Origin of the sequence: Arthrobacter sp. HS15c (assembly GCF_040812005.1) — a bacterium.
Classification (GTDB): Bacteria; Actinomycetota; Actinomycetes; order Actinomycetales; family Micrococcaceae; genus Arthrobacter.
In genome coordinates, this window is sequence record NZ_JBFOHM010000005.1 from 359,426 (window position 1) to 381,262 (window position 21,837).

A 21,837-nucleotide genomic window follows, 5' to 3' on the forward strand; every position below is an offset into this window, starting at 1 on the left:
CCTCCGGTGTTGCTGGCCGGAACCGGGGAACCTGGCCTGCTGGCGGCCACCATCGATGGCCTAGGCAGCTGCTTTACCCTGATTTCAGGCTACACCCCGCGGTCCTCCGGCCGCCGGAGCACGCATGCGGCAGGGTCGTGTGGCAGGGTAGGGAAATGGCGCGAATTGAGGATTATGCGGTAGTCGGCGACCTCCACACCGGAGCGCTGGTGAGCACGGCCGGGTCCATCGACTGGCTGTGCCTGCCGCGGTTTGACTCTCCGGCCTGCTTCAACGCGCTGCTGGACACTCCTGATGCGGGCAGGTGGCTGCTGGCTCCCGAGGCTGGCGGGACCTGCACCCGGCGCAGCTACCGCGACGGGACCCTCATCCTGGAAACGGAATGGGAAACGCCGGACGGGACGGTGCGCGTCATTGACTTCATGCCACCCCGCGACGAGGTGGCAGACATCGTGCGCATCGTGGAGGGCGTCAGTGGAAGTGTCAGGATGCACGGCGAACTGGCGCTGCGCTTCGATTACGGCCATATAGTTCCCTGGGTCCGGAAGGACAAGCACGGCATCCATGCCATTGCGGGTCCGGACGCCGTCTATTTCGTCACCGGGGCACCGCTGCACGGCGAAAACCTGCACACCGTCAGCGACTTCACGGTCAGCGCAGGCGAGCGGATCCCGTTTGTGCTGACGTGGGCCCCGAGCCACGTGCGGCGGCCCACCACCGTCGACGCCGAGGAAGTGCTGGGTACAACGGCGGCCTTCTGGCGGGGCTGGACTTCCCAATGCACGGTCACCGGGAAGTACCGGGACGCGGTGGTGCGCTCGCTGGTGACACTCAAAGCCTTGACCTACGCGCCCACCGGAGGCATCGTCGCCGCGGTCACCACGTCGCTGCCGGAACAGCTCGGCGGCCCCCGCAACTGGGACTACCGCTACTGCTGGCTGCGGGACGCCACCATGACGCTGCAGGCACTGTTGGCCGCGGGCTACACCGCGGAGGCCGCAGCATGGCGGGACTGGCTGCTCCGGGCCGTTGCAGGCGACCCCGCGGACCTGCAGATCATGTACGGAATCCATGGCGAGCGCAGGCTTCCGGAAATGGAACTGCCGTGGCTGTCCGGCTATGAAGGCTCCAGTCCTGTGCGGATCGGCAACGGCGCGGCGGAGCAGCTCCAGCTGGACGTGTGGGGCGAGGTGCTGGACTGCCTGGCCCTGACCCGGAATTCCCTGCTCAAACACACCGACGAGGCCTGGGATGTCCAGATTGCCCTCATGCAGCACCTGGAAACCATCTGGGACCAGCCGGACAATGGCCTCTGGGAGATGCGCGGACCGCGCCGCCACTTCACGCATTCGAAGGTCATGGCCTGGGTGGCGGCGGACCGGATGGTGAAAGGTGTCCGCGAGTCCGGCCTGCCGGGCCCGGCAGAGCGCTGGGAGGCGCTCCGGGACACCATCCACCGGGACGTGATGGCCAACGGTTTCGACGAAGGACGCAACACTTTTGTGCAGTCCTACGGCCGGCCGGAACTTGATGCCAGCCTCCTGCTCATCCCGCGTGTGGGGTTCCTCCCGCCGGACGATCCGCGGGTGGTGGGCACCATCGACGCGATCCTGGATGAGCTGACCGAAGACGGGTTTGTGCTCCGGTACCGCCCGGCCGAAAGCGACGACGGACTCCCCGGGGATGAGGGGGTGTTCCTGGCGTGTTCGTTCTGGATGGTGGAGGCACTCCTGGGGGCCGGCCGCCGTCGGGAAGCCACTGAGCTGTTCGAACGGCTCCTGGAATTGCGGAACGACGTGGGCCTGCTGAGTGAGGAGTGGGCCGTCAGGGCCGGACGCCAGCTGGGCAATACACCCCAGGCATTCAGCCACTTCGGGCTTGTGACTAGCGCACTGGAGCTGCATCAGGATACGGTTCGCCAGAGTGATGCGCCCATTCCGCCCGAGACGGAGAATGTGTCGTGACTGCTTGCAATTGGGGGATTGCAGCACTTTTCCCCGACGGAATCAGTAAGTATACTTACTAACATCTCACTGGGTGCTCCAAGCACAGCGCAGTGACTGACGGAGGGGTGATTTGAATGGCCGGTTATTTTGAACTGGTGGATGCAGCTGACGGTGGCTACAGGGTCAGGATGTTGGATGGGGCCGGGGACCTGATGGCGATTTCGGTGACCTTTCCCACGAAGCGCGCCGCGGTGGCCGGTGTGGCCATGGCACGCGAAATCGCCGGGACCGGGCTGATCCGCGACCGTAGCCGCGACGGCGCCGGGACCGTCATCCGTGAACGCGTCCGGCCGATGGTGTCCGCCAAGGAAGATGCCGCACCGCGCAACAAGAGGGTTTCGAGGACCACCCGGGCCGCAGCCGGCTGATGGACCCCCAGCACCTTGGCCCGGTGGCTGTGACGGGACGACGCCGGGGCGTCCTGTTTGACGTGGACGGAACCCTGGTGGATTCCTCCTATATTCATACGCTGGCCTGGTGGCAGGCATTCCGGCAGCAGGGCCACGACGTGCCAATGGCCTCCATCCACCACTGCGTCGGCATGGGCGGCGACCGGCTGGTGGACAGCCTCCTTCCACAGGGCAGGGACAGGAACGCCGACGCCGAGATCCTGGCCAGTCACGCGGCCCTGTTTGCGTCCAGCTGGGCCGTCCTTCGCCCCTTTGACGGCGCCAGGGACCTCCTGGCGCAGTGCCACTTCGGAGGACTGGCGGTTGCCCTGGCGTCGTCAGCCCGGACGCCGGACCTGCTGGCAACCCGGCGGGTCCTTGGCTCCGACGCCCACATCCATGCGGCCACCAGCGCCAACGACGCGAAGGCCAGCAAGCCGGCCCCGGACATCCTGGTGGCCGCGCTGGAGGCTGTTGGCGTCCAGTCTGCCGATGCCGTCTACGTCGGCGATGCGGTCTGGGACATGCAAGCCGCGGGGGCCCTCGGTATGCCCGCCATCGGACTCACCTGCGGCGGAACAAGCGCCGCGGAACTCAGGGAAGCCGGTGCCGCCGAGGTCTACTCGGGTCCCCGTGACCTCCTGGACAATCTCCAGTCAAGCGCCATCGGAAGGCTGCTTTCGGCGTCCTCCGCCGGCGGCTAACCCGCCGCCGCGCCCCCGGCCTGGTTCAGGACCGGGCCACGTCCACCACGCAGAACCGGTTTCCGTCCGGGTCCGCGAGCACAATGAAATCAGGATCCTCGGGATACAGGTCCCAGTCCACGCGCGAGGCGCCCAGGTCCAGCAAACGGGCCACCTCGGCGTTCTGGTCGTCGGTGTAGAGGTCCAGGTGGATCCGGGGGTGATCCTGTACTGGCGTCTCGCTGAGCATCAGGGCGAGCCTGGCACCGTTGCCGCCGTGCGGGACAAGGACCACCCAGGTGTCGTCGCCCTCCTCACGCGGGACGTAGCCCAGCGCGTCGCACCAGAACGCGGTGGAACGCGTAACGTCCTCTACCCCGAGAACCGTGGTTCCGATAGTCAGCATGTTTTTATGCTTCCCCCATCGGGACCGGCAGGCAAGCCCCCGCGGCTGTCCGGGTCTGGCCGAACTCAGCAGAGCGCGTTCAGTGTTTGTTCAGCTACATCCTCAAGTTCCGAGATCAGCGGATTGACGTTCAGTGTGGGCGGTTCCGGCGGGTACGCCACGGCGATGGTGAGCTGCCTCGTACCGTCTTCGCTGGTCATGGAAACGGACCCGTAGCCATCGATGTCGCCGGTATGTCCGTGGTACAGCCGGTTGGAACACGTGTCGTTCCATCTAAAGAGGCCGAATCCATAGAGGTCGCTGTCCCGCCGCAGCATCGAGGTCCGGCTTTCGTCCCGCAGGAGCTTCCCCTGGAACAGGGCGGCGTAGAACGTATTCAGCTCGGACACCGTGGACACGGCGCCGCCCGCGGCAAACTCTGACAGCCATGCCGGTTGCGTGACGTCCAGGCGCTGGCCGTTCACGGTGATGTAGCCGTGGACCATGGTGGCCGGGGCGGCGCCGGGCCGGGGGAGCCCGGTTGACTCCAGCCCCAACGGATCAGCGATGTCCGTCTTCAGGACTGCATTGATGCTCTTGCCGCGGAGCCGCTCGACGATCAGGCCCAGGGCCGCGTAATTGGAATTGGAGTACTCGAAGCCCTGCGCGAGCCGCCGTTCCCACGGCACCGTGGCCGCCAGCGCCAGTTGCTGCTCCAGGCTGAGTGGCCTGTCCATAACCTCCGGCCACGGCCCCGAGGCCAGCAGGGGAATCCCAAACTCAGGCAACCCGCTTTCGTGGATCAGGAGCTCGCGCACCGTCACCGGACCAGGCGGATGAAGAACGGTTCCGAATTCCGGCAGGTATTTGCTGACCTGGTCGTCCAGGCCGACTTTGCCTTCCTCCACCAGCTTCATGACGGACACAGCCACCATGGACTTGGTGATGCTGCCTACCCTGAAGGGGTCTGAGGCTGTGGCGGGTTCACGGGTGTCCAGGTTCCGGACGCCGTCGGCATGGGTCCACACCTTTCCGCCGTGCCGCACCTCGATGAGGACGGCCGGGGCGCCGTCTTCGATCATCGAGCGGCTGAAATCCTCCAGGGCGGCGTAGATATCCTCATGCAGGTCCGGTGGGAGGGGTTCAGGAGTGCAGCTGCCAAGGGCAACGGCCACCAGCGCTGCGGACACAGCCGCCGCGATCCTGTTCCTGATACGGTGCCGCCTGGTTCCGGGCATGTCGCTGACCCTTCGGACCGGCGCCTCGGCCAGGTAACTGAAGTGCCGGCACCTCCATGCTCCTCGTCCTGAAGAACGAGGTCAACGCCAGCACCCCCCCAAATCGCCGGAAACGCGACGAGGTCGCCGGAAGCTTCCCAGCGAAATGGAAGGCTTCCGGCGACCTCGGCGACCTCGGCGGCGTCGGGCAGGGCTAGGTGAGGCGGATCTGGCGGTTCATGTCCTTGTACAGCAGGTACCGGAACTCGCCGGGACCGCCGGCGTAGCAGGCCTGCGGGCAGAAGGCACGCAGCCACATAAAGTCGCCTGCCTCCACCTCAACCCAGTCGTTGTTGAGCAGGTACATGGCCTTGCCCTCCAGGACGTACAGGCCGTGCTCCATAACGTGGGTCTCCGGGAAAGGGATGACCCCGCCCGGCTGGAACGTCACGATGTTCACCTGCATGTCGTGGGCCAGGTCGGACGAATCCGTGAAGCGGGTGGTCTTCCAGGCGCCGTTGGTATCCGGCATCGCGGTGGGTTCCACCTCGGCATCGCTGGTGACAAAGGACTTGGCCTCGTAACCTTCGAGCCGCTCATAGGCCTTGCGGATCCATTGGAACGAGACGATGTCGTCCGAGACGTTCTCCAGGCCCCAGGTGGAACCGGCGGCCAGGTAGGCGTAGCCACCCTCCTCAAGCTGGTGGAGTTCGCCGTCGAGGGTCAGGTTTACCTTGCCCTTGGTGACAAAGACAACGCCTTCAACGCCTGCCTCGAACTCGGCCTTGGGGGCCCCGCCGCCGGGGCCGATCTCCACGATCAGCTGCGAGAACGTGGTGGCAAACCCGGAAATCGGGCGGGCCAGGATCCAGGACCGGGTGTTGGAGAAACCCGGCAGGGTGCTGGTGACGATGTCGGTCATCACGCCCTTGGGGATGACCGTGTAGGCCTCCGTGACGATGGCCCGTTCCGTGGTGAGGTGGGTCTGCGGCGGCAGTCCGCCCTGGGGGTGGTAGTACTTGCCCATCATTGGATCCTTTACTTCGAAGTGGAGTGTGCCAGCCGCGGGTGCGCCAGTGCGGTCAGCTGGGAAAGTTCGACGCCGGCCAGCGCCTGGACCTCTTCGGTCCCCACTGCGCCGCACTGGACGCCGCGCAGGACGAAGGCGGCCAGGGCACGGGCGGTGGCGGGTTCGTCCATGACCCCGCCTTCAGTGCGTTCGACGTAGTTGCGCAGGCGTGCCGCGGCGGCCGGGAGCCCCTCGCGGTAAAACGCATAGGTGGCGGCGAAACGGCTGGGCAGCTGGGCGGCGTGCAGGTCCCAGCCCTGGTAGTAGCCCCGCTCCAGCGAGCGGCGGACCAGCCGGCCGTGCAGCTTCCAGGCATCCTCGACGGCGTCGCCCACCGGAATGATGTTGGTGGAACCGTCGGAAAGCCGGATGCCTGTGCCGGCGACTGCCAGCTGCATGACCTCCTTGGCGAAGTCCGCCACCGGGTGCTCCATGGACTGGTACTCGGCCGAGATCTGCAGCGACGCGGAGTAGTCGTAGGTGCCGTAGTGCAGTCCGCTGATCCTGCCAGGGACGGCGTGCGGCAGCTGCGCCACAGGGGAGGTGCCGTCCGGGCCGAGGATCAGCTGCGGCGTCTCCACCTGCACCTCGAACCGGAGCCGGCCGGCGGGAAGCCCGTGGACTTCCTCCAGCCGGGACACGGCGTAGTCCATCGCCTGGACCTGCGCCACGGTGGTGACCTTGGGCAGGGTGAGAATCAGTCCTGCCGGCAGTTCGCCCGCGGACGCGAGTCCGGAGACGAAGAGGTCCAGGGTTCGCAGGCCGCGGGCCCTGGTGGGTGCCTCGAAGCATTTGAACCGGATCCCGATGAACGGCGGCGCGGAGCCGGCCGCGACGGCGGTGGCCACGGCGGCCGCCGCGGCAACCGCGGCGGCGTCCTCGGCGTCGTCGCCCCTGTCCCCGAAGCCGTCCTCGAAGTCGAGGCGGAGGTCCTCGACCGGTTCGCTTTCGAGCTTCGCCTGGACCCGCGACGCTACTGCCCCGGCGAGGTCGGCGTCCTGGCCCAGAAGCCGGCCGAGCCGTTCCAGGCCGCCGTGCGCCGCCGCCGTCGTGAGCGCCTGGGCGCCCCAGTCGGCAGCGAACGACGGCGCGAAGCGGTCGGCGGGGACGTAGACGGTGTGGACGGGCTGGCGTGAGCCGTCGTCGCCGGGGTAGTTCCGGTCCAGCAGCCGGTCGGTGGCGCCCAGCTGGGCGTCGATGTGGGCGGTGTCCGCCGCGGAGAGCGACGGCGTGGGGGAGACCGCCATCGCTCAGCCCACCAGTTCGTAGGCCGGGGTGGTGAGGAAGTCCGTGTAGTCCTCGGACAGGCAGATGTCAGCGATCAGGTCGCTGGCCGGCTTGTAGTAACGGCGGAAGGCCTCGTCACCGAACTCGGTGCGGAGCCGCTCCGTTTCCTCACCCAGGATCCGCTCCACCAGTTCCCGGGTGACCGTGTTTCCGGTGTCGGCGAGGACTGACTTGTTGCGGATCTGCTGCCACACCTGCGAGCGGGAGATTTCCGCCGTGGCGGCGTCCTCCATCAGGTTGTGGATGGCCACGGCACCGTTGCCCGACAGCCACACCGCGGTGTAGGCGACGGCGACGTACAGGTTCAGGCGCAGCCCGCCTTCGGTGACCTGGCCTTCCGCGGAAGCGATGTCCAGCAGCTGGTCAGCGGTGACCGAAACCTCGGGCCGCTGCTTGTCCAGCTGGTTGGGGCGCTCGCCCAGGACGGCGTCGAAGACCTCGCGGCAGGTGGGGACGAGGTCCGGGTGGGCGACCCAGGAGCCGTCGAACCCGTCGTTGGCCTCACGGGTCTTGTCAGCGCGGACCTTGGCGAAGGCCGCTTCGGTGACCTCGGGGTGCCTGCGGTTGGGGATGACCGCTGCCATGCCGCCCATGGCGAAGGCGCCGCGCTGGTGGCAGGTCTTCACCAGCAGCTCGGTGTAGGCGCGCATGAACGGGGCGGTCATGACCACCGAGGCGCGGTCCGGAAGGACAAACTCCTCCCCGGCGTCGCGGAAGTACTTGATGATGCTGAACAGGTAGTCCCAGCGGCCGGCGTTCAAGCCTGAGGCGTGGTCCCGCAGCTCGTAGAGGATCTCGTCCATCTCGAAGGCCGCCGGGATGGTCTCGATCAGCACCGTGGCGCGGACCGTGCCCTGGCCCAGGCCCAGGAAGTCCTGGGCGAAGACGAAGACGTCGTTCCAAAGCCGGGCCTCGAGGTGGCTTTCCATCTTGGGCAGGTAGTAGTACGGGCCGTGGCCGTTGAGGACCAGCTGCTTGGCCACGTGGTAGAAGTGCAGGCCGAAGTCCACCAGCGCACCCACGGCAGGTTCGCCGTCGATCAGCAGGTGCTTTTCCGGCATGTGCCAGCCGCGCGGGCGGGCTACCACAACGGCCAGCGGCGCGTCGGTGCGGAGCTTGTATTCCTTGCCTTCGGCGGAGGTGTAGCTCAGGGTTCCCTGGGCGGCGTCACGGAGGTTGAGGATGGAGTCGATGACGTTGCCCCAGGTGGGTGTGCTGGCGTCCTCAAGGTCGGCCAGCCACACCTTGGCGCCGGAGTTCAGGGCGTTGATCGCCATCTTGGCCGGGCTCGCCGGGCCGGTCATCTCAACGCGGCGGTCCTGCAGGGCCGCAGGGGCCTCCGCAACTTTCCAGTCGCCGTCGCGCACGTCCTGGGTTTCCGGCAGGAAGTCCAGCTTGCCGGTGTCCGCTACCCGCTGGCGCTTGACGCCGCGGGCGGCGAGCAGCTCGTTGCGGGTGCCGGCGAAGCGTTTGTGGAGTTCCTCCAGGAACGCCAGCGCCTTGGGGGTAAGGATCTCCTCCGCGCGTTCGATCGGCCGGGGGTCTGTGACTGTGATGGCCATTTCTGGTCCTTTCGTTGGCTGCGAATCAGGCGTTGGCGAAGGCGGCGGCTTCAGTGTCAGCCGAAGCCCCTGCTGCATCCGTGGCCGTGCTGGCTGCTGCGGTTGCCGCCGCCGCGTGCGCTGCCGCTGCTACGGCGGAAGCGACGTCGGAGGCGACGTGGGGATCGAAGACGCTGGGGATAATGTAACTGGCATTCAGTTCATCATCAGCCACCCGGTTGGCGATAGCCTCAGCGGCGGCCACCAGCATCTCGGGCGTGATGTCGGACGCGCCGGCGTCCAGTAGCCCGCGGAAGAAACCGGGGAACGCCAGGACGTTGTTGATCTGGTTGGGAAAGTCGCTGCGCCCGGTGGCCACTACGGCCGCGTACTTGGACGCGATGGTGGGATCGATTTCCGGTGTCGGGTTGGCCATGGCAAAGACGATCGCCTTGTCGGCCATCGAGGCAACCTGTTCCTCGCCGATCACGTGCGGGGCGCTGACGCCGATGAACACGTCCGCTCCCTTGAGGGCCTCGTGCAGGGTGCCGGAGAAGCCTTCCTCGTTGGTGTTGGCGGCGATCCAGGCGCGGTGTTCGTCGTTGTACGTCTCGCCCGAGTGGATGGCGCCGGAACGGCCGGCGGCAACGATGTGCCGGGCGCCCTGGGCCTTGAGGAGCTGGATGATGGCGGAGCCGGCAGCGCCGACGCCTGAAACCACAATGCGGACCTCATCGAGCTTCTTGCCAACGACGCGGAGCGCGTTGACCAGGGCGGCCAGGGTGACGATGGCCGTGCCGTGCTGGTCGTCGTGGAACACCGGGATGTCGAGTTCGTCGCGGAGGCGCTTCTCGATTTCGAAACAGCGCGGGGCCGCGATGTCCTCAAGGTTGATGCCGCCGTAGACCGGGGCCATGGCCTTGGCGATCATGATGATTTCCTCGGTGTCCTGGGTGTCCAGGCAGACCGGCCAGGCGTCCACGTTGGCGAACTGCTTGAACAGGGCGGCCTTGCCCTCCATGACAGGCAGGGCCGCGGCGGGGCCGATGTTGCCCAGGCCCAGCACGGCGGAGCCGTCGGTGAGCACGGCGATGGTGTTCCGCTTGACGGTGAGGTTCCGGGCAGCGGCCGGGTCCTCGGCGATGGCTAGGCAGACGCGGGCGACACCGGGCGTGTAGGCGCGGGACAGGTCGTCGCGGTTGCGCAGGGCTACTTTCGGAACGACCTCAAGCTTGCCGCCGAGGTGCATCAGGAAGGTGCGGTCGGAGACATGCTGGACTTTGACGCCGTCGAGCGCGTTGAGGGCGTCCTTGACGCGGGCGGCGTGTTCGTCGTCGGTGGTGTTGCAGGTGACGTCCACAACCAGGGTTTCGTGGTGGGACTCGGTGACGTCCAGGGCGGTGATGGCCGCGCCGGCTGCTCCGACGGCTGCGGCCAGTTCGCTGGTTGCGGAGAAGCTTGACGGTGCTTCCACGCGCAGGGTGATCGAATTTCCGGGGCTCGGGTTCGCCATTGAATGTCCTCCTGTTAGGCCCGTAGCCGGGCTCGTTGCTGATCTAAATGTTTTCGTATTATGGATATTATTATCTACTTTGTGGAAATACAAGCCTGTATGGTTCGTCGACTGGCGTGTGGCCGTGATGTATCTTGGGAGTTCTAGGGCAATTCTTTTCACGATGCGGATAAGAGTTGTCGGAAATCGAGTCCTCAGGAGACTGGTACATGGCTGACAAAGCCTCGGGAGGCGTGCAGTCCGTAGAGCGCGTCTTCGAACTCTTGGAACTGATCACGGATGCCGGCGGAGAAGTAACGCTCAGCGAACTCTCGTCCTCCACAGATCTGCCGCTTCCCACCATCCACCGGCTGCTGCGAACCCTGGTCACACTGGGGTACATCCGCCAGCTGCCCAATCGCCGGTATGCGCTGGGGCCCCGGCTCATCCGGCTCGGCGAAGGCGCCAACAAGCAGCTGGGCGCCGTGGCCCGGCCGCAGCTGAAGACCCTGGTGGACCGGCTGGGGGAGACCTCCAACATGGCGGTGCTCGACTCCGACATGGTCATCTACGTGGCCCAGGTCCCGTCCCTGCACTCCATGCGCATGTTCACCGAAGTTGGCCGACGCGCCCACACCCACGACACCGGCGTGGGCAAGGCCATCCTGGCCCAGCTCGACGACGAGGTGGTCCGCGGCATCGTGGCCCGCACCGGCATGCCCACTCCCACGTCCAAGAGCATTGGTGACATCGAGTCGCTGCTGGCAGACCTGGGCAGGATCCGGGAACGCGGCTACTCCATCGATGAGGAAGAGCAGGAGCTGGGCGTACGCTGCTTCGCCATGGCCGTGCCTAACGCCCCGACGCCAACGGCCATATCCGTGTCCGGTCCGGTATCCCGCGTGGACCAGTCCTTCGGTGAACGCGCCGTCCCGATGCTGCGCGAGGCAGCCCAGGCGATCTCGGACGAGCTCAACCGCAACTGACCCCACCCGCAACTGACCCCAACCCACGCACACCGCTGCGTCCCGCCGTCGTGCTTTCCCCCACCACAACCAGCGCGAACTGGCAGCTAATACCCTCAAAATCCACATTTGAGGGCATCTGCTGCCAGTTCGCGCTGTTGTTGGTGGTGGTTAGTGGTCAGAATTCGACGACGACTCCACCGGGACTTCCTTGCCGTTGCAGTCGATCAGTTTGCCGCCTTCGTAGCGGTCGCCGTCGGCCAGGCACTTGAGGTCCTCCTCGCGGACCACGCGTCCGGTGCCCGCCACAAACACCGACTGGTTCTCCGAGTTCCCTGCCTTCAGGTGGTTGAAGAGCAGGTTCAGCACGATGGCCATCACCGCCGCGGAGCTGATGCCGGAGTGGAAGATGGTGCTGAACCAGGACGGGAACTGGTCGTAGAAGGCCGGCGCGGCGATGGGGATCATGCCGAAGCCGATGGACGCCGCCACAATGATCAGGTTCATGTTGTTCCGGTACTCAACCTTGGACAGCGTGCGGATGCCGCTCGCGGCTACCGTTCCAAAGAGTACGACGCCGGCACCGCCGAGGACAGGCGTCGGCACCGCTGCGACCACGCGGCCCAGCACGGGCAGCAGTCCGAGGACCACCAGGATGACGCCGCCGGCGGACACCACAAAGCGGCTCTTGATGCCGGTGATGGCCACCAGACCAACGTTCTGGGCAAAGGCGCTCTGCGTAAAGGAACCGAAGAGCGGCGAGATGGCGCTGGAGAGCATGTCTGCGCGCAGGCCGTCGCCGATGCGCCGGGAATCAACCTTGGTCCCCACGATCTCGCCCACGGCGATGATGTCCGCCGAGGTCTCGGTCAGGGTGACCAGGATGACGATCAGCATGGAGATGATGGCCGCGATGTGGAACGTGGGCGGGCCGAAGGCGAACGGCGTGGGGAAAGCGACGATTTCGCCCTGTCCCACCTTGGAGAAATCGGCCATGCCGGTGACGAACGCGATGGCCGTGCCGATGATCATGGCCAGCAGAATGGACAGCCGCGAGATGGTGGCACTGCCCACCTTGCTGAGCAGCAGCACGATGCCCATGGTCGCCGCGGCCAGGCCGATGTTGGCCATGCTGCCGTAGTTCGGTGCCTTGCTGTTGCCGCCCATGGCCCAGTTGGCTGCCACCGGCATCAGCGTCAGGCCGATGGTGGTGATGACGGTGCCCGTGACCACCGGCGGGAAGAACCGGATGATCTTGGAGAACAGCGGCGTGATGGCCAGGCCGATCAGCGAGGCAACGATCACCGAGCCGAAGACGGACTGGATGCCTCCGCCGCCGTGGACGATGGCCACCATGGTGGAGACGCCGGCGAAGGAGACGCCCTGGACGAGCGGCAGTTTTGAGCCGAAGAACGGGATGCCCACGGTCTGGAGAATGGTGGCCAGGCCGCCCACAAAGAGGCAGGCGGCGATGAGCAGGCCGATGTCCTGGGAGGACATGCCGGCTGCGGCGCCGATGATCAGCGGCGGGGCGATGATGCCGCCGTACATGGTGAGGACGTGCTGGAAACCGTAGGCGAAGCTGCTGCCAATGGAGAGGCGCTGGTCTTCGGGACGGTCAGAGGGCTGGCGGCCGGTCTTGGCGGCCGGCTTGGGGGACTTCTTCTTAAGGTTCACGGCAGACTTTCTGGTTCATGGCAGACGTCTTTGTCTGGCTAACGTGGTCTGGCTAAAGGTGTGGGGGACGTGCCCGGCGGATTTCAACGGGCTCGATCACCGGTGGTCGAGCCTGTCGAGACCCTCGGATTTCGACAGGCTCAATCACCGTTTGGCCTAGCAGAAGCCGGCGATGCCGGACCAGGCGATGTCCGCCGGGGTGGCATCGTCGCGCTGGACCGTAGCCTCGATCAGGCCGTACGGGCGGTCGGCCGCGAAGAAGACCTCGTTGGGGTTGTCGAGGCCGAACGGCGAGAGGTCCACCAGGAAGTGGTGCTTGTTGGGCATGGAGAACTTGATCTCGTCGATCTCGGCGTGGGCTTCCAGGACCTTGGTGCCCATGTCGAACAGCGTCTGCTGCAGGGCGTGGGAGTACTTCTCGGTGAAGCCTTCGAGCAGGAGGCCCTTGATGTCCTCGTAGCTCTTGTTGAAGTCCAGGGTGCTGAAGTCTGTCCCGGTCTTGAAGCGCCAGCGGGCGGAAACGTCGGTGGCCAGGATGCGGTCCGTGGTTTCCGGGAGGGTGGTGTATTTGTCCTTGGGGTAGCCCACAAAGCCGGACTGGGTGGACTTCAGGACGGTGAGGTCCTTGAGCCCGGAGATCAGGTGGGTTGCTGCCCCGTCCCGGACCAGGACGGCGGTGCGGACCTCCTGGCCGTTGCGGACGAACGAGTGGTCGTGTTCGCTGCCGTGGGCCTGGATCCGGTCCCAGCTGTAGGACTCGGCTTCCCAGCGGCCGCCGGTGACCCAGTCGAAGCTGGAGGTGAAGTGCTCGCCGAGGCGCAGGAGGAAGGCCTCCGGGGAGCCGACGCCTGCACGGGCAAACGCGTAGATGGTGTTTTTCTGGGTGTCAGTGGCCACCACATGGGCGTTGTCGCCCTCGAGGTGTGCGGCCTCGAAATCGCCGCGCAGCTGCGAGGTGACGTTCAGGTCTTCGATCTCGTGGCGGTCGGTGTCGCGGGTGATCTTGACGACCCGGACTTCGGCCTTTCCGTACTGGTTGTGGCCGAGGATGATGTTGCTGCTCATGGTCAGATTCCCAACTTCAGGTATGCGGGACAAGGTCCCACATAGAAATTAAGCGCGCGTTTCCCGCGCGTTTCTAGTACCGTCGGCCCAACAAAAAATGAGCCGACATCGATTGATGCCAGCTCATTACGACCCTGCCTGCTGCTCCCAGGTTACGTGACTTGCGCCACGAGTTGGTTCCCAGAATAGCCCAGCCGTGCGGTGGTGTACATCACAATCTGAAAAATCAGTTTGTGACTGACTGCGCTCCAGACCATTGACGAACCGGGAGATGGCCGTCTACGCTATTTCACATAGCAAAAGTTATTTTCCACTTTGCGGAATCCGTGAAGCGTCACCAACCACCTCGGAGGAGGATCAGATGTACCAGCAGGACACAACGCCGGTTGCACCGGCACAGACGGCGGCACCCTCAGTCCAGGAGTTCTACCTCCCCCTCGGAGGCGGAACGGATCCGGACTTCTACCTGCCCGCAGACCGGGAGCACGTCCCGGGCCGCTTCTCGCGCTGGGTCCATGCCCTGCCCGGCTTCGGCGGGCAGCGTTCCTGACGACGCGCATCCACGCTGTCGACCCGCAAAATGCCTGTCGATACCCATATACGGGTGTCGACAGTCATTTGGTGCGTCGACAGGCTTTTTCCGCGTCGCCGGGCACTTCGCGCGTCGCCGGCGTCAGGACCCCGGCCGCCCCGGCCACTCCCTGCCGGCCCAGGGGTCGTAGTCTGCGATGAGCTCATCCTGCGGCGGGCGGTCCGCTTCGGGGACGTGCTGCAGGTTCACCCGCACCCGGTACCAGAGCGAGCTCGATCCGCGCATTCCGTCCACGAGTACGTCGGCGGGGTGCAGGGCCGGTACGACGCCGGCATGCCGGGTCTTCCATTCGTCGAGCGCCGCGAGCGCCTCCGGTTTGGTCCTGGTGCGGGCCACCTCGATCAGCGGCATCACCGACTGCCGGCGGCCGGAACCGTCGCCGCCGCGGGGCGGCTTCTCGGCAGGGCCGAGTTTCGCCGCGAGTGCCAGGAGCCCATCAAGTGAGCCCACCGCGTCGTCGATCCCGGCGTGCGGGTCGCCAATATCGGCGAAGCGCCCGGGCACGGTGCGCACCGTGAACTGTTCCGGCCGCGTGGAGCGGACCTCGTCCCAGGTGAGCGGCGTCGAGACCCGGGCATCCGGCAGGGCCCGGATCGAGTACGCGGATGCCACTGTGCGGTCCTTTGCGTTCTGGTTGAAGTCGACGAACACACTCTCGCCGCGCTCCTCCTTCCACCACCGCGCGGTGGCGAGGCCGGGAGCGCGGTTTTCGACTTCGCGGGCGAGGGTCTCGGCGGCGAGCCGCACGTCGCGGTACGACCATTGCGGGGCGATGCGCACCAGGATGTGGAGTCCCCGTGATCCGCTCGTCTTTGGCCACCCCGCCAGCCCGACGTCGTCGAGCACCTCCCGCGCGACATACGCGACGTCGACGATCTGTGACCAGCTGACTCCCGGCATCGGATCGAGGTCCACCCGGAGTTCGTCGGGGTGTTCGAGGTCCTCGGCGCGTACGGGATGCGGGTTGAGGTCGAGGCAGCCAAGGTTCACCACCCAAGCCAGGCCCGCAGCATCCCGGATGACGGCCTCCTCGGCCGACGTCCCCGACGCGTAGTGCAGCGTCGTTGTGTCAATGAAGTCGGGGTGGTTTTCGGGCACCCGCTTCTGGAAGAACGGCTCGGCATCGATGCCCTTCGGGAAGCGCTTGAGCACCATGGGCCGGCCGCCGGCACCTCGCAGCGCACCATCCGCGACGGCGAGGTAGTAGCCCACCAGGTCGAGCTTGGTCAGCCCGGGCCCGGGGAACACCACCTTGTCCGGACTCGAGATGCGCACCTCGGTGCCGTCGATGGTGAGGATCTCGGCCGGAGTCTTGGACGGGCTCATGCGGCCACGCTAGCAGTGCCTAACGGGCCGCAACAGTGGCCTCGTTCAGCCGTTCACCAGCCGGCGTGCCGCGGCGGAGTGCTCCGCGATGAGCCCGGCGATGTCCAGTCCCGGAATCTGCCCGTCCACTACCCGCCATTCGCCGCCCACCATGACCCGGTCGGCCCGGTCCGCAGCGCACAGCAGCAGTGCGGCGATGGGGTCGTGGCTGCCCGAGAAGCGCAGGTCGTCCAGCCGGAACAGGGCTAGGTCCGCCTGCATCCCCGGCGCCAGCTGCCCCAGTCCGGCCCGGCCCAGGACGGCCGCAGAGCCGCGGGTCGCCCAGCCAAGCGCCCGCTCCACCGGCACGTCGGCCCCGTAGCGGAGCCGCTGCAGGTACAGTGCCTGCCGGGCCTCCAGGATCATGTTGGACGCGTCGTTCGACGCCGATCCGTCCACTCCCAGCCCCACGGGAACTCCCGTGTCCTCCAGTTCCAGGACGCGCGCTGTGCCGGATGCCAGCCTCATGTTCGAGGTGGGGCAATGCGCGACGCCGGTGCCCGCGGCTCCCAGCCGGGCGATCTCGGCGTCGCTGAAGTGGATGCCGTGGCCCAGCCAGGTGCGGTCCGTCAGCCAGCCCACGCTGTCCAGGTAATCGACGGTGCGCAGGCCGAACATCTCCCGGCAGAAATCCTCCTCGTCCAGGGTCTCGGCCAGGTGGGTGTGCAGCCGGACGTCCAGCCGCTCAGCCAGCAGGGCGCTTTCGGCCATGATCTCCTTGGTCACCGAGAACGGTGAGCAGGGGGCCAGGGCTATCTGGATCACCGCGTCATCGCCGCGTTCGTGGTACTGGCCGATCAGCCGTTCGCTGTCCGCCAGCACCACTTCCGGAGCCTGCACCGTCGACTGCGGCGGCAGGCCGCCGTCGTCCGTTCCCAGGGTCATGGAGCCGCGCGTCAGGGTGGCGCGCATCCCGAGCCGGCGGACCACGTCCACCTCCACGTCGATGGCGTGTTCGAGGCCGTCCGGGAAAAGGTAGTGGTGGTCGGCCGCGGTGGTACAGCCGGAGAGCAGGAGTTCGGCCAGCGCAACGGTGGTGGCCAGTTCCAGGTCCTTGGGCGTGAGCCGCGCCCACACCGGGTAGAGGTTCTGCAACCACGGGAAGAGCGGGGCGTTCGCCACCGGACCCCAGGCGCGGGTAAGGGTCTGGTAGAAGTGGTGGTGTGTGTTGATCAGGCCCGGCAGCAGGACGTGGTTGCCGGCGTCGAACGTCTCCTGGCATGGCGCCGAAGGCTGCTGGCCTGCGGCAAGGACCTCGACGATGACGCCTCCGCTGACCACCAGGCCGCCCGAGGCGTCCAGTGCGTTGGCGGTGAAGGCGGCCTGCGGGTTCCTGATCCAGAGGCGGGAAGGTGCGCCGGCGGCAGGGATAGTGTTCATGGGAATCCTTTGGCTGGAAGGGTCAATATGGCGATGCCAGCTCAGTGAAGCCCTGTCTGCTGATCCAGGTGGCCGCGGCTGCAGGCAGTGGCGGCTGGGGATCAGCGTAGGGGCGCCGCGGGCAGCCCGTCAATGGCCGCCAAATGTGACTGCCGGGCGTGAAAGCCACGAAACATGGATTTCACATTGCGAAATTAAAATTCCAGAAAACTATGGCGCAGGCCACATCACGGTGCTAATCTCAATCTTGCCAAAGGCGGGCACCCGGACTTCGGGAAGCTATCTACCAGGCGCAACTTAACCTTCACAGCACATGCTGAAGCCTGGTAACCGTCGCATCTGGTTCTACTGGTCCCGCAACGGGATACCGGCTTCCAAGCAAAGGGAGTCGCATCATGAGTACCACCGTCACGGCCGAACAGTATTTGGCCCGATCCATCCAGTTGGCCACGGCCAACGTCCTGAACAGCGGGGGCCCGTTCGGGGCCATGATCGTCACGGCTGATGGCCAGACGTTCGACGGCGTCAACCGCGTCACCGCCGACAATGATCCCACCGCGCACGCCGAGGTCACCGCGATCCGCACCGCCTGCCGGGAACTGGGAACGTTCGATCTCACCGGCGCCGTCCTTTACACCAGCTGCGAGCCATGCCCCATGTGCCTGGCGTCCGCACTCTGGGCCCGCGTCCAGCGGGTCGTCTTCGCCGCCGACCGCCACGATGCCGCCTCCGTCGGTTTCGATGACGCCGTCTTCTACGAGTACTTCGAGAACCGGGACAGGGATTCCCTGATGCCGGTGGCCAAGCTCACGCTGGACGATCCCCAGGCACCCACGCCGCTGGAGCCGTTCAACACCTGGAACACGCTCGAATCCAGGATTGACTACTAGGGCCCGGTGGCAGACATGACCATCCTGGATCATTCCCACGAGGAGCATTCGGCTCCGAAGCCCGCCCGCACTGCGGCACACACTGCAGTTGCACCCGCCCCAACGCAAGGGCCCAGCAGCCCCAAGCCGCCGGCGTCGAAAGCCCTGGACCGCTTCTTCCAGATCACCGAACGTGGCTCAACCATCGCCCGCGAGTTCCGCGGCGGCCTGGTCACCTTCTTCACTATGGCCTACATCGTGATCCTGAACCCGCTGATCCTGGGCGGGTTCGCGGCCGACAACGCCCCCACCGACGTCGCGGGCGGCTGGCTCTCCGCCGCCCAGGTGGGAGCAGTCACCGGCCTGACGGCCGGCGTGATGACCATCCTGTTCGGCCTCGTCGCCAACCTCCCGTTCGGCCTGGCCGCCGGGCTGGGCATCAACTCCTTCCTCGCCGTCTCGGTCATCCAGGAAGTCACCTGGGCCGAGGCCATGGGGCTGGTGGTCATCAACGGCATCCTGATCGTCCTGTTCGGCATCACCGGAGCCCGCACGGCCATCTTCCGGGCCGTCCCCAAGGAACTTAAAGCCGCCATCACGGTGGGTATCGGCCTGTTCATCGCCTTCATCGGCTTTGTGGACTCCGGCTTCATCCGTGCCACGGTGGCCGGCCCGCCCGTCCAACTGGGCGACGGCGGCTCCATCACCTCCATCCCCACCCTGGTGTTTGTGGTGGGCCTGCTGGCCATGGGCATCCTCGTGGCCCGCAAAGTCCAGGGCGGCCTGCTGATCGGCATCGTGGCCACCACAGTACTGGCCGCCGTCGTCGAAGCCTTCCTCAAGATCGGCCCGGCCAGCGCCACCAACCCCGGCGGCTGGCACCTGAACACCCCGGTCCTCTCCGGCCAGCTCGTCTCCGCCCCGGACCTGGGCCTGGTGGGACAGTTCGACATGTTCGGCGCGTTCGGCCGGATCGGCGGGCTCGCCGCCACCATGCTGGTGTTCACCCTGGTCTTCACCAACTTCTTCGACGCGATGGGCACCATGACGGGCCTGGCCAAGAGCGCCGGAGTGGCCCACAAGGACGGCACCTTCCCGCGGCTCAAGGCAGCCTTCATCGTCGAAGGCTTCGGGGCCGTGGCAGGCGGCGCAACGTCAGGCTCCTCCAACACCGTCTATATCGACTCCGCGGCCGGGATCGGCGAAGGCGCCCGCACCGGCCTGGCATCGGTGGTCACCGGCGTCCTGTTCCTGGGCTCCATGTTCCTCACTCCGCTGACCAGCGTTGTCCCGCTGGAAGTGGCCGCCGCTGCCCTGGTGGTGGTGGGCGCGATGATGATGGCGCAGATCCGCGAGATCAAGTTCAGCAAGTTCTCTGTCGCCCTGCCGGCCTTCCTCACCATCGTCACCATGCCGCTGAGCTACTCGATCGCCAACGGCATCGGCGTGGGCTTTGTGTCCTGGGCGATCATTGGGGCGGCGTCCGGGAAGGCAAAGAAGATCCATCCGCTCATGTGGGTGGTCAGTGCCGGCTTCCTGGTGTACTTCGCCCGCGGACCGATCAACCTGCTGCTGGGCGCCTGACCGCGGCGCAGCGCATTTCACTGCACAACCGCCGGACCGGTGCTTGGTCCGGCCCCCGATAGGAACGACAATATGGAAACCACCGCCGCGCCGGAAGAAGGAGTGCCGCCATGCTGGACCTGATACCTTCGCTCAGTTCCTGGCCGCCTGCCGTGGCCGGAGAGCGGTATGCCGTGGCCACCGTTGTTGCGGCGACCGGTTCGGTGCCGCGGCCGGTGGGCACGTCCATGCTGGTCGCCGGGTCCGGGGCCGTCCTGGGCAGCCTGTCCGGCGGTTGTGTGGAAGGCGCCGTGGTGGCGCTCGCCCTCGAGGCAATGCACGACGGCGGCACCCGCCACGGGACCTTCGGCTACAGTGCCGCGGACGCCTTCGCCGCCGGACTCACCTGCGGCGGTGAACTCGGGATCCACATCGAGCCCGCCGGCCACAGCCTGCGCGATGCCTTGGTCCGGCTGGCCACCGTCCGGCCGGGGGAGCCCGTGGCACTGGTCCGCCGGCTGGATGCCGGCGGCAGCGGCGCCGTCGTCATTCCGGACCCGGCCACGTTCAGCGTGGCGGGGTCCCGGGAAGCCGCCGCGCTGCTGGACGCAGGCGGAGACCAGACTGGTGTGGCCCACACCGGTGTGGCACAGCTCGAGTCGTTCCTGCGCGGCGGCGGCTCCGGCGTAGTCACGATGGCCGCCCCGGGCACGTGCCCCACCGGTCCCGATGCGGCAGCGCCGGACGAAGCGCGCCAACCCGTCACCCTCCTGGTGGAGACGCGGCTCGCCCCGCCCCGCATGCTCGTGTTCGGCGCGAATGACTTCGGCGCAGCAATGGTCCCTGCCGCCAAACTGCTGGGCTACCGGGTCACCCTGGTGGACGCCCGTCCCGCCTTCGCCGGCCAGGCCCGCTTCGCCTGCGCCGACGACGTCGTCACGGCCTGGCCGCACCGGTACCTCGCGGCAGAAGCCGCCGAGGGCCGGCTCGACCGGCGCACCGTCGTCTGCGTCCTGAGCCACGACCCCAAGTTCGACATCCCGCTCCTGGAGTCCGCGCTGGCCCTGGACCTTGCCTACGTCGGCGCCATGGGGTCGCGCCGCAGCCACCTCCAGCGGGTGGATGACCTCCTCAACATCGGCGTGCGGCCCGAAAAGATCGCGCAGCTCCACTCGCCGATCGGGCTGGACCTTGGCGCCGTGACCCCGGCCGAAGTGGCCGTATCCGTCACCGCCGAGCTCATCGCTTCCCGCAGCCGGAAGTCCTCGTGCACGCCGCTGCGTGAAACCTCCGGACCCATTCACGCGCCCGCGTCACAGCCGGCGCCCACTACCCTCAGCCAGCAGGAGATCGCATGGACATGAACACCATCGAGGCGGTGGTCCGCACCACGGACCCTGCCGACTGGCGCGACGGCGACGCCTGGCTGGCCGGCGGCACCGTCCTCTTCTCCTACGGCAGCTATGCCTTCGGGCCCGAACCGCTCAAGCGCCTCCTGGACCTGGGCTCCGCCGGCTGGACCTCCGTCGCCGTAACCGACGCCGGCATCGAGCTGGCCGCCACCTGCACGGTCGCGGAACTCTACGCGCTGCCGGAGTCGCCGGACCTGGCTGTCCGGGACTGGCCCGCGATGGACCTCTTCCGGCCCAGCTGCGACTCCTTCGTGGCGTCCTTCAAGGTCTGGAACATGTCGACGGTGGGCGGGAACATCTGCACGGCACTCCCGGCAGGACCGATGACCTCCCTGTGCGCCGGGCTCGACGCCGTGGCCACCATCCTGGGTCCCGGCGGCACCACCCGCACCGTGCCTGTGGCCGACTTCGTCACCGGGGACGGGACAAACTGCCTGGCACCCGGGGAGCTGCTGCGCAGTATCCACCTCCCGGCGTCGGCCCTTGCCTCCCGGGTGGCGTTCCGCCGCCTGTCGCTGAGCAACCTGGGGCGCTCCGGCGTCCTGCTCATTGGAAGGCTCGACGGCGGCACGTCCCTGGTCCTGACCGTCACCGCAGCGACCAAACGGCCCGTGCAGCTGCGCTTCCGGCACCTGCCGGAAGCAACGGAGCTGGCCGCAGCGCTGGACGACGCCATTCCGCACAACCTCTACCACAACGACATCCACGGGCTGCCGGCCTGGCGGCGGGACATGACGTACCGCCTCGCGGAGGAGATCCGCGCCGAGCTCGCCGCGCCAGGAGGGGCGCCGGACGCGGATGTGTCCGGCGACTTCTGGCCGCCGCAGGGGCGCAGTTCGCCGGCATCGCGGCAGCACACACAGCAGGAAGGGGCCTGAGC

20 protein-coding genes are annotated in these 21,837 nt (G+C 66.9%); 10 read left to right on the forward strand and 10 right to left on the reverse strand.

Annotated features, from left to right (window positions below):
* Positions 1–155: 155 nt before the first annotated feature.
* The 3 genes from ABV518_RS10580 (at position 156) to ABV518_RS10590 (ending at position 3,099) form a co-directional block, all read left to right on the forward strand.
* Positions 156–1,964, forward strand: a complete 1,809-nt coding sequence (locus ABV518_RS10580; protein ID WP_367767001.1) for a glycoside hydrolase family 15 protein — start codon at positions 156–158, stop codon at positions 1,962–1,964.
* Between the two features lie 116 nt (positions 1,965–2,080).
* Positions 2,081–2,374, forward strand: coding sequence for a hypothetical protein (locus tag ABV518_RS10585; RefSeq protein ID WP_367767003.1), 294 nt, complete (start codon positions 2,081–2,083; stop codon positions 2,372–2,374).
* Positions 2,374–3,099, forward strand: coding sequence for an HAD family hydrolase (locus ABV518_RS10590; protein ID WP_367767004.1), 726 nt, complete (start codon positions 2,374–2,376; stop codon positions 3,097–3,099). The genes ABV518_RS10585 and ABV518_RS10590 overlap by 1 nt, the downstream gene beginning before the upstream one ends.
* A 25-nt stretch (positions 3,100–3,124) precedes the next feature.
* On the opposite strand, the gene ABV518_RS10595 is transcribed toward ABV518_RS10590, so the two are convergent.
* Both ABV518_RS10595 and ABV518_RS10600 read right to left on the reverse strand, forming a co-directional pair.
* Positions 3,125–3,484: a VOC family protein gene (locus ABV518_RS10595; protein ID WP_367767006.1), complete on the reverse strand. Its 360-nt coding sequence runs from the start codon at positions 3,482–3,484 to the stop codon at positions 3,125–3,127.
* Between the two features lie 65 nt (positions 3,485–3,549).
* Positions 3,550–4,701, reverse strand: coding sequence for a serine hydrolase domain-containing protein (locus ABV518_RS10600; RefSeq protein WP_367767007.1), 1,152 nt, complete (start codon positions 4,699–4,701; stop codon positions 3,550–3,552).
* Between the two features lie 56 nt (positions 4,702–4,757).
* Here ABV518_RS10600 and ABV518_RS10605 point away from each other — a divergent pair, with 56 nt between their 5' ends.
* Positions 4,758–4,898, forward strand: a complete 141-nt coding sequence (locus ABV518_RS10605; protein ID WP_367767008.1) for a hypothetical protein — start codon at positions 4,758–4,760, stop codon at positions 4,896–4,898.
* Here ABV518_RS10605 and ABV518_RS10610 read toward each other — a convergent pair.
* From ABV518_RS10610 to ABV518_RS10625, 4 genes are read right to left on the reverse strand one after another with little or no spacing between them, the layout of a single operon-like run.
* Entirely contained in the window at positions 4,895–5,707 is an 813-nt protein-coding gene (locus ABV518_RS10610; protein ID WP_367767009.1) for a bifunctional allantoicase/(S)-ureidoglycine aminohydrolase, read from the reverse strand. The two genes, ABV518_RS10605 and ABV518_RS10610, sit on opposite strands and share 4 nt — an antisense overlap.
* 11 nt (positions 5,708–5,718) lie before the next feature.
* Entirely contained in the window at positions 5,719–6,996 is a 1,278-nt protein-coding gene (locus ABV518_RS10615) for an aldolase (protein ID WP_367767010.1), read from the reverse strand.
* 3 nt (positions 6,997–6,999) lie between these two features.
* Positions 7,000–8,598 carry a malate synthase A gene (gene aceB / locus ABV518_RS10620; RefSeq protein WP_367767012.1) on the reverse strand — a complete coding sequence of 533 codons (1,599 nt, stop codon included), beginning with the start codon at positions 8,596–8,598 and terminating at the stop codon, positions 7,000–7,002.
* 25 nt (positions 8,599–8,623) lie between these two features.
* Positions 8,624–10,090 carry an NAD-dependent malic enzyme gene (locus ABV518_RS10625; RefSeq protein ID WP_367767013.1) on the reverse strand — a complete coding sequence of 489 codons (1,467 nt, stop codon included), beginning with the start codon at positions 10,088–10,090 and terminating at the stop codon, positions 8,624–8,626.
* Between the two features lie 209 nt (positions 10,091–10,299).
* Between ABV518_RS10625 and ABV518_RS10630 the strand changes: the two genes are divergently transcribed.
* On the forward strand, positions 10,300–11,055 hold the full coding sequence (locus ABV518_RS10630) for an IclR family transcriptional regulator (protein WP_367767014.1): 756 nt from the start codon (positions 10,300–10,302) through the stop codon (positions 11,053–11,055).
* A 150-nt stretch (positions 11,056–11,205) separates the two neighbouring features.
* On the opposite strand, the gene ABV518_RS10635 is transcribed toward ABV518_RS10630, so the two are convergent.
* Together ABV518_RS10635 and pucL are read right to left on the reverse strand one after the other, a co-directional pair.
* Positions 11,206–12,711 (reverse strand): nucleobase:cation symporter-2 family protein, encoded by a 1,506-nt coding sequence (locus tag ABV518_RS10635; protein ID WP_367767016.1) that lies wholly within the window; start codon positions 12,709–12,711, stop codon positions 11,206–11,208.
* Positions 12,712–12,867: 156 nt separating this feature from the next.
* A complete protein-coding gene (gene pucL, locus ABV518_RS10640) occupies positions 12,868–13,776 on the reverse strand; it encodes a factor-independent urate hydroxylase (protein WP_367767017.1) in 909 nt (302 codons plus the stop codon).
* A 361-nt stretch (positions 13,777–14,137) separates the two neighbouring features.
* Here pucL and ABV518_RS10645 point away from each other — a divergent pair, with 361 nt between their 5' ends.
* Positions 14,138–14,326: a hypothetical protein gene (locus ABV518_RS10645; protein WP_367767019.1), complete on the forward strand. Its 189-nt coding sequence runs from the start codon at positions 14,138–14,140 to the stop codon at positions 14,324–14,326.
* Positions 14,327–14,449: 123 nt separating this feature from the next.
* Here the strand turns inward: ABV518_RS10645 and ligD are convergent, their stop codons facing one another.
* Together ligD and ABV518_RS10655 are read right to left on the reverse strand one after the other, a co-directional pair.
* Positions 14,450–15,694 (reverse strand): non-homologous end-joining DNA ligase, encoded by a 1,245-nt coding sequence (gene ligD, locus ABV518_RS10650; protein ID WP_367767020.1) that lies wholly within the window; start codon positions 15,692–15,694, stop codon positions 14,450–14,452.
* A gap of 45 nt (positions 15,695–15,739) precedes the next feature.
* The gene (locus tag ABV518_RS10655) at positions 15,740–17,113 is read right to left on the reverse strand and encodes an 8-oxoguanine deaminase (RefSeq protein WP_367767021.1); all 1,374 of its coding nucleotides are present in this window, start codon (positions 17,111–17,113) and stop codon (positions 15,740–15,742) included.
* Positions 17,114–17,508: 395 nt separating this feature from the next.
* Here ABV518_RS10655 and ABV518_RS10660 point away from each other — a divergent pair, with 395 nt between their 5' ends.
* The 4 genes from ABV518_RS10660 (at position 17,509) to ABV518_RS10675 (ending at position 21,835) form a co-directional block, all read left to right on the forward strand.
* Complete coding sequence (locus tag ABV518_RS10660) at positions 17,509–18,003, forward strand: nucleoside deaminase (protein WP_367767022.1); 495 nt, start codon at positions 17,509–17,511, stop codon at positions 18,001–18,003.
* Positions 18,004–18,018: 15 nt separating this feature from the next.
* Positions 18,019–19,566 (forward strand): NCS2 family permease, encoded by a 1,548-nt coding sequence (locus ABV518_RS10665; protein WP_367767023.1) that lies wholly within the window; start codon positions 18,019–18,021, stop codon positions 19,564–19,566.
* A gap of 110 nt (positions 19,567–19,676) precedes the next feature.
* Positions 19,677–20,909: an XdhC family protein gene (locus ABV518_RS10670; protein ID WP_367767024.1), complete on the forward strand. Its 1,233-nt coding sequence runs from the start codon at positions 19,677–19,679 to the stop codon at positions 20,907–20,909.
* Entirely contained in the window at positions 20,900–21,835 is a 936-nt protein-coding gene (locus ABV518_RS10675) for a xanthine dehydrogenase family protein subunit M (RefSeq protein WP_367767025.1), read from the forward strand. The genes ABV518_RS10670 and ABV518_RS10675 overlap by 10 nt, the downstream gene beginning before the upstream one ends.
* Positions 21,836–21,837: the final 2 nt, after the last annotated feature.

Excerpts from the sequence above, each read along its gene's own strand:
- ABV518_RS10580 (WP_367767001.1), top strand. The coding sequence starts at position 156 with ATGGCGCGAATTGAGGATTATGCGGTAGTCGGCGACCTCCACACCGGA.
- ABV518_RS10585 (WP_367767003.1), top strand. The coding sequence starts at position 2,081 with ATGGCCGGTTATTTTGAACTGGTGGATGCAGCTGACGGTGGCTACAGG.
- ABV518_RS10590 (WP_367767004.1), top strand. The coding sequence starts at position 2,374 with ATGGACCCCCAGCACCTTGGCCCGGTGGCTGTGACGGGACGACGCCGG.
- ABV518_RS10595 (WP_367767006.1), bottom strand. The coding sequence starts at position 3,484 with ATGCTGACTATCGGAACCACGGTTCTCGGGGTAGAGGACGTTACGCGT.
- ABV518_RS10600 (WP_367767007.1), bottom strand. The coding sequence starts at position 4,701 with ATGCCCGGAACCAGGCGGCACCGTATCAGGAACAGGATCGCGGCGGCT.
- ABV518_RS10605 (WP_367767008.1), top strand. The coding sequence starts at position 4,758 with ATGCTCCTCGTCCTGAAGAACGAGGTCAACGCCAGCACCCCCCCAAAT.
- ABV518_RS10610 (WP_367767009.1), bottom strand. The coding sequence starts at position 5,707 with ATGGGCAAGTACTACCACCCCCAGGGCGGACTGCCGCCGCAGACCCAC.
- ABV518_RS10615 (WP_367767010.1), bottom strand. The coding sequence starts at position 6,996 with ATGGCGGTCTCCCCCACGCCGTCGCTCTCCGCGGCGGACACCGCCCAC.
- aceB (WP_367767012.1), bottom strand. The coding sequence starts at position 8,598 with ATGGCCATCACAGTCACAGACCCCCGGCCGATCGAACGCGCGGAGGAG.
- ABV518_RS10625 (WP_367767013.1), bottom strand. The coding sequence starts at position 10,090 with ATGGCGAACCCGAGCCCCGGAAATTCGATCACCCTGCGCGTGGAAGCA.
- ABV518_RS10630 (WP_367767014.1), top strand. The coding sequence starts at position 10,300 with ATGGCTGACAAAGCCTCGGGAGGCGTGCAGTCCGTAGAGCGCGTCTTC.
- pucL (WP_367767017.1), bottom strand. The coding sequence starts at position 13,776 with ATGAGCAGCAACATCATCCTCGGCCACAACCAGTACGGAAAGGCCGAA.
- ABV518_RS10645 (WP_367767019.1), top strand. The coding sequence starts at position 14,138 with ATGTACCAGCAGGACACAACGCCGGTTGCACCGGCACAGACGGCGGCA.
- ligD (WP_367767020.1), bottom strand. The coding sequence starts at position 15,694 with ATGAGCCCGTCCAAGACTCCGGCCGAGATCCTCACCATCGACGGCACC.
- ABV518_RS10655 (WP_367767021.1), bottom strand. The coding sequence starts at position 17,113 with ATGAACACTATCCCTGCCGCCGGCGCACCTTCCCGCCTCTGGATCAGG.
- ABV518_RS10660 (WP_367767022.1), top strand. The coding sequence starts at position 17,509 with ATGAGTACCACCGTCACGGCCGAACAGTATTTGGCCCGATCCATCCAG.
- ABV518_RS10665 (WP_367767023.1), top strand. The coding sequence starts at position 18,019 with ATGACCATCCTGGATCATTCCCACGAGGAGCATTCGGCTCCGAAGCCC.
- ABV518_RS10670 (WP_367767024.1), top strand. The coding sequence starts at position 19,677 with ATGCTGGACCTGATACCTTCGCTCAGTTCCTGGCCGCCTGCCGTGGCC.
- ABV518_RS10675 (WP_367767025.1), top strand. The coding sequence starts at position 20,900 with ATGGACATGAACACCATCGAGGCGGTGGTCCGCACCACGGACCCTGCC.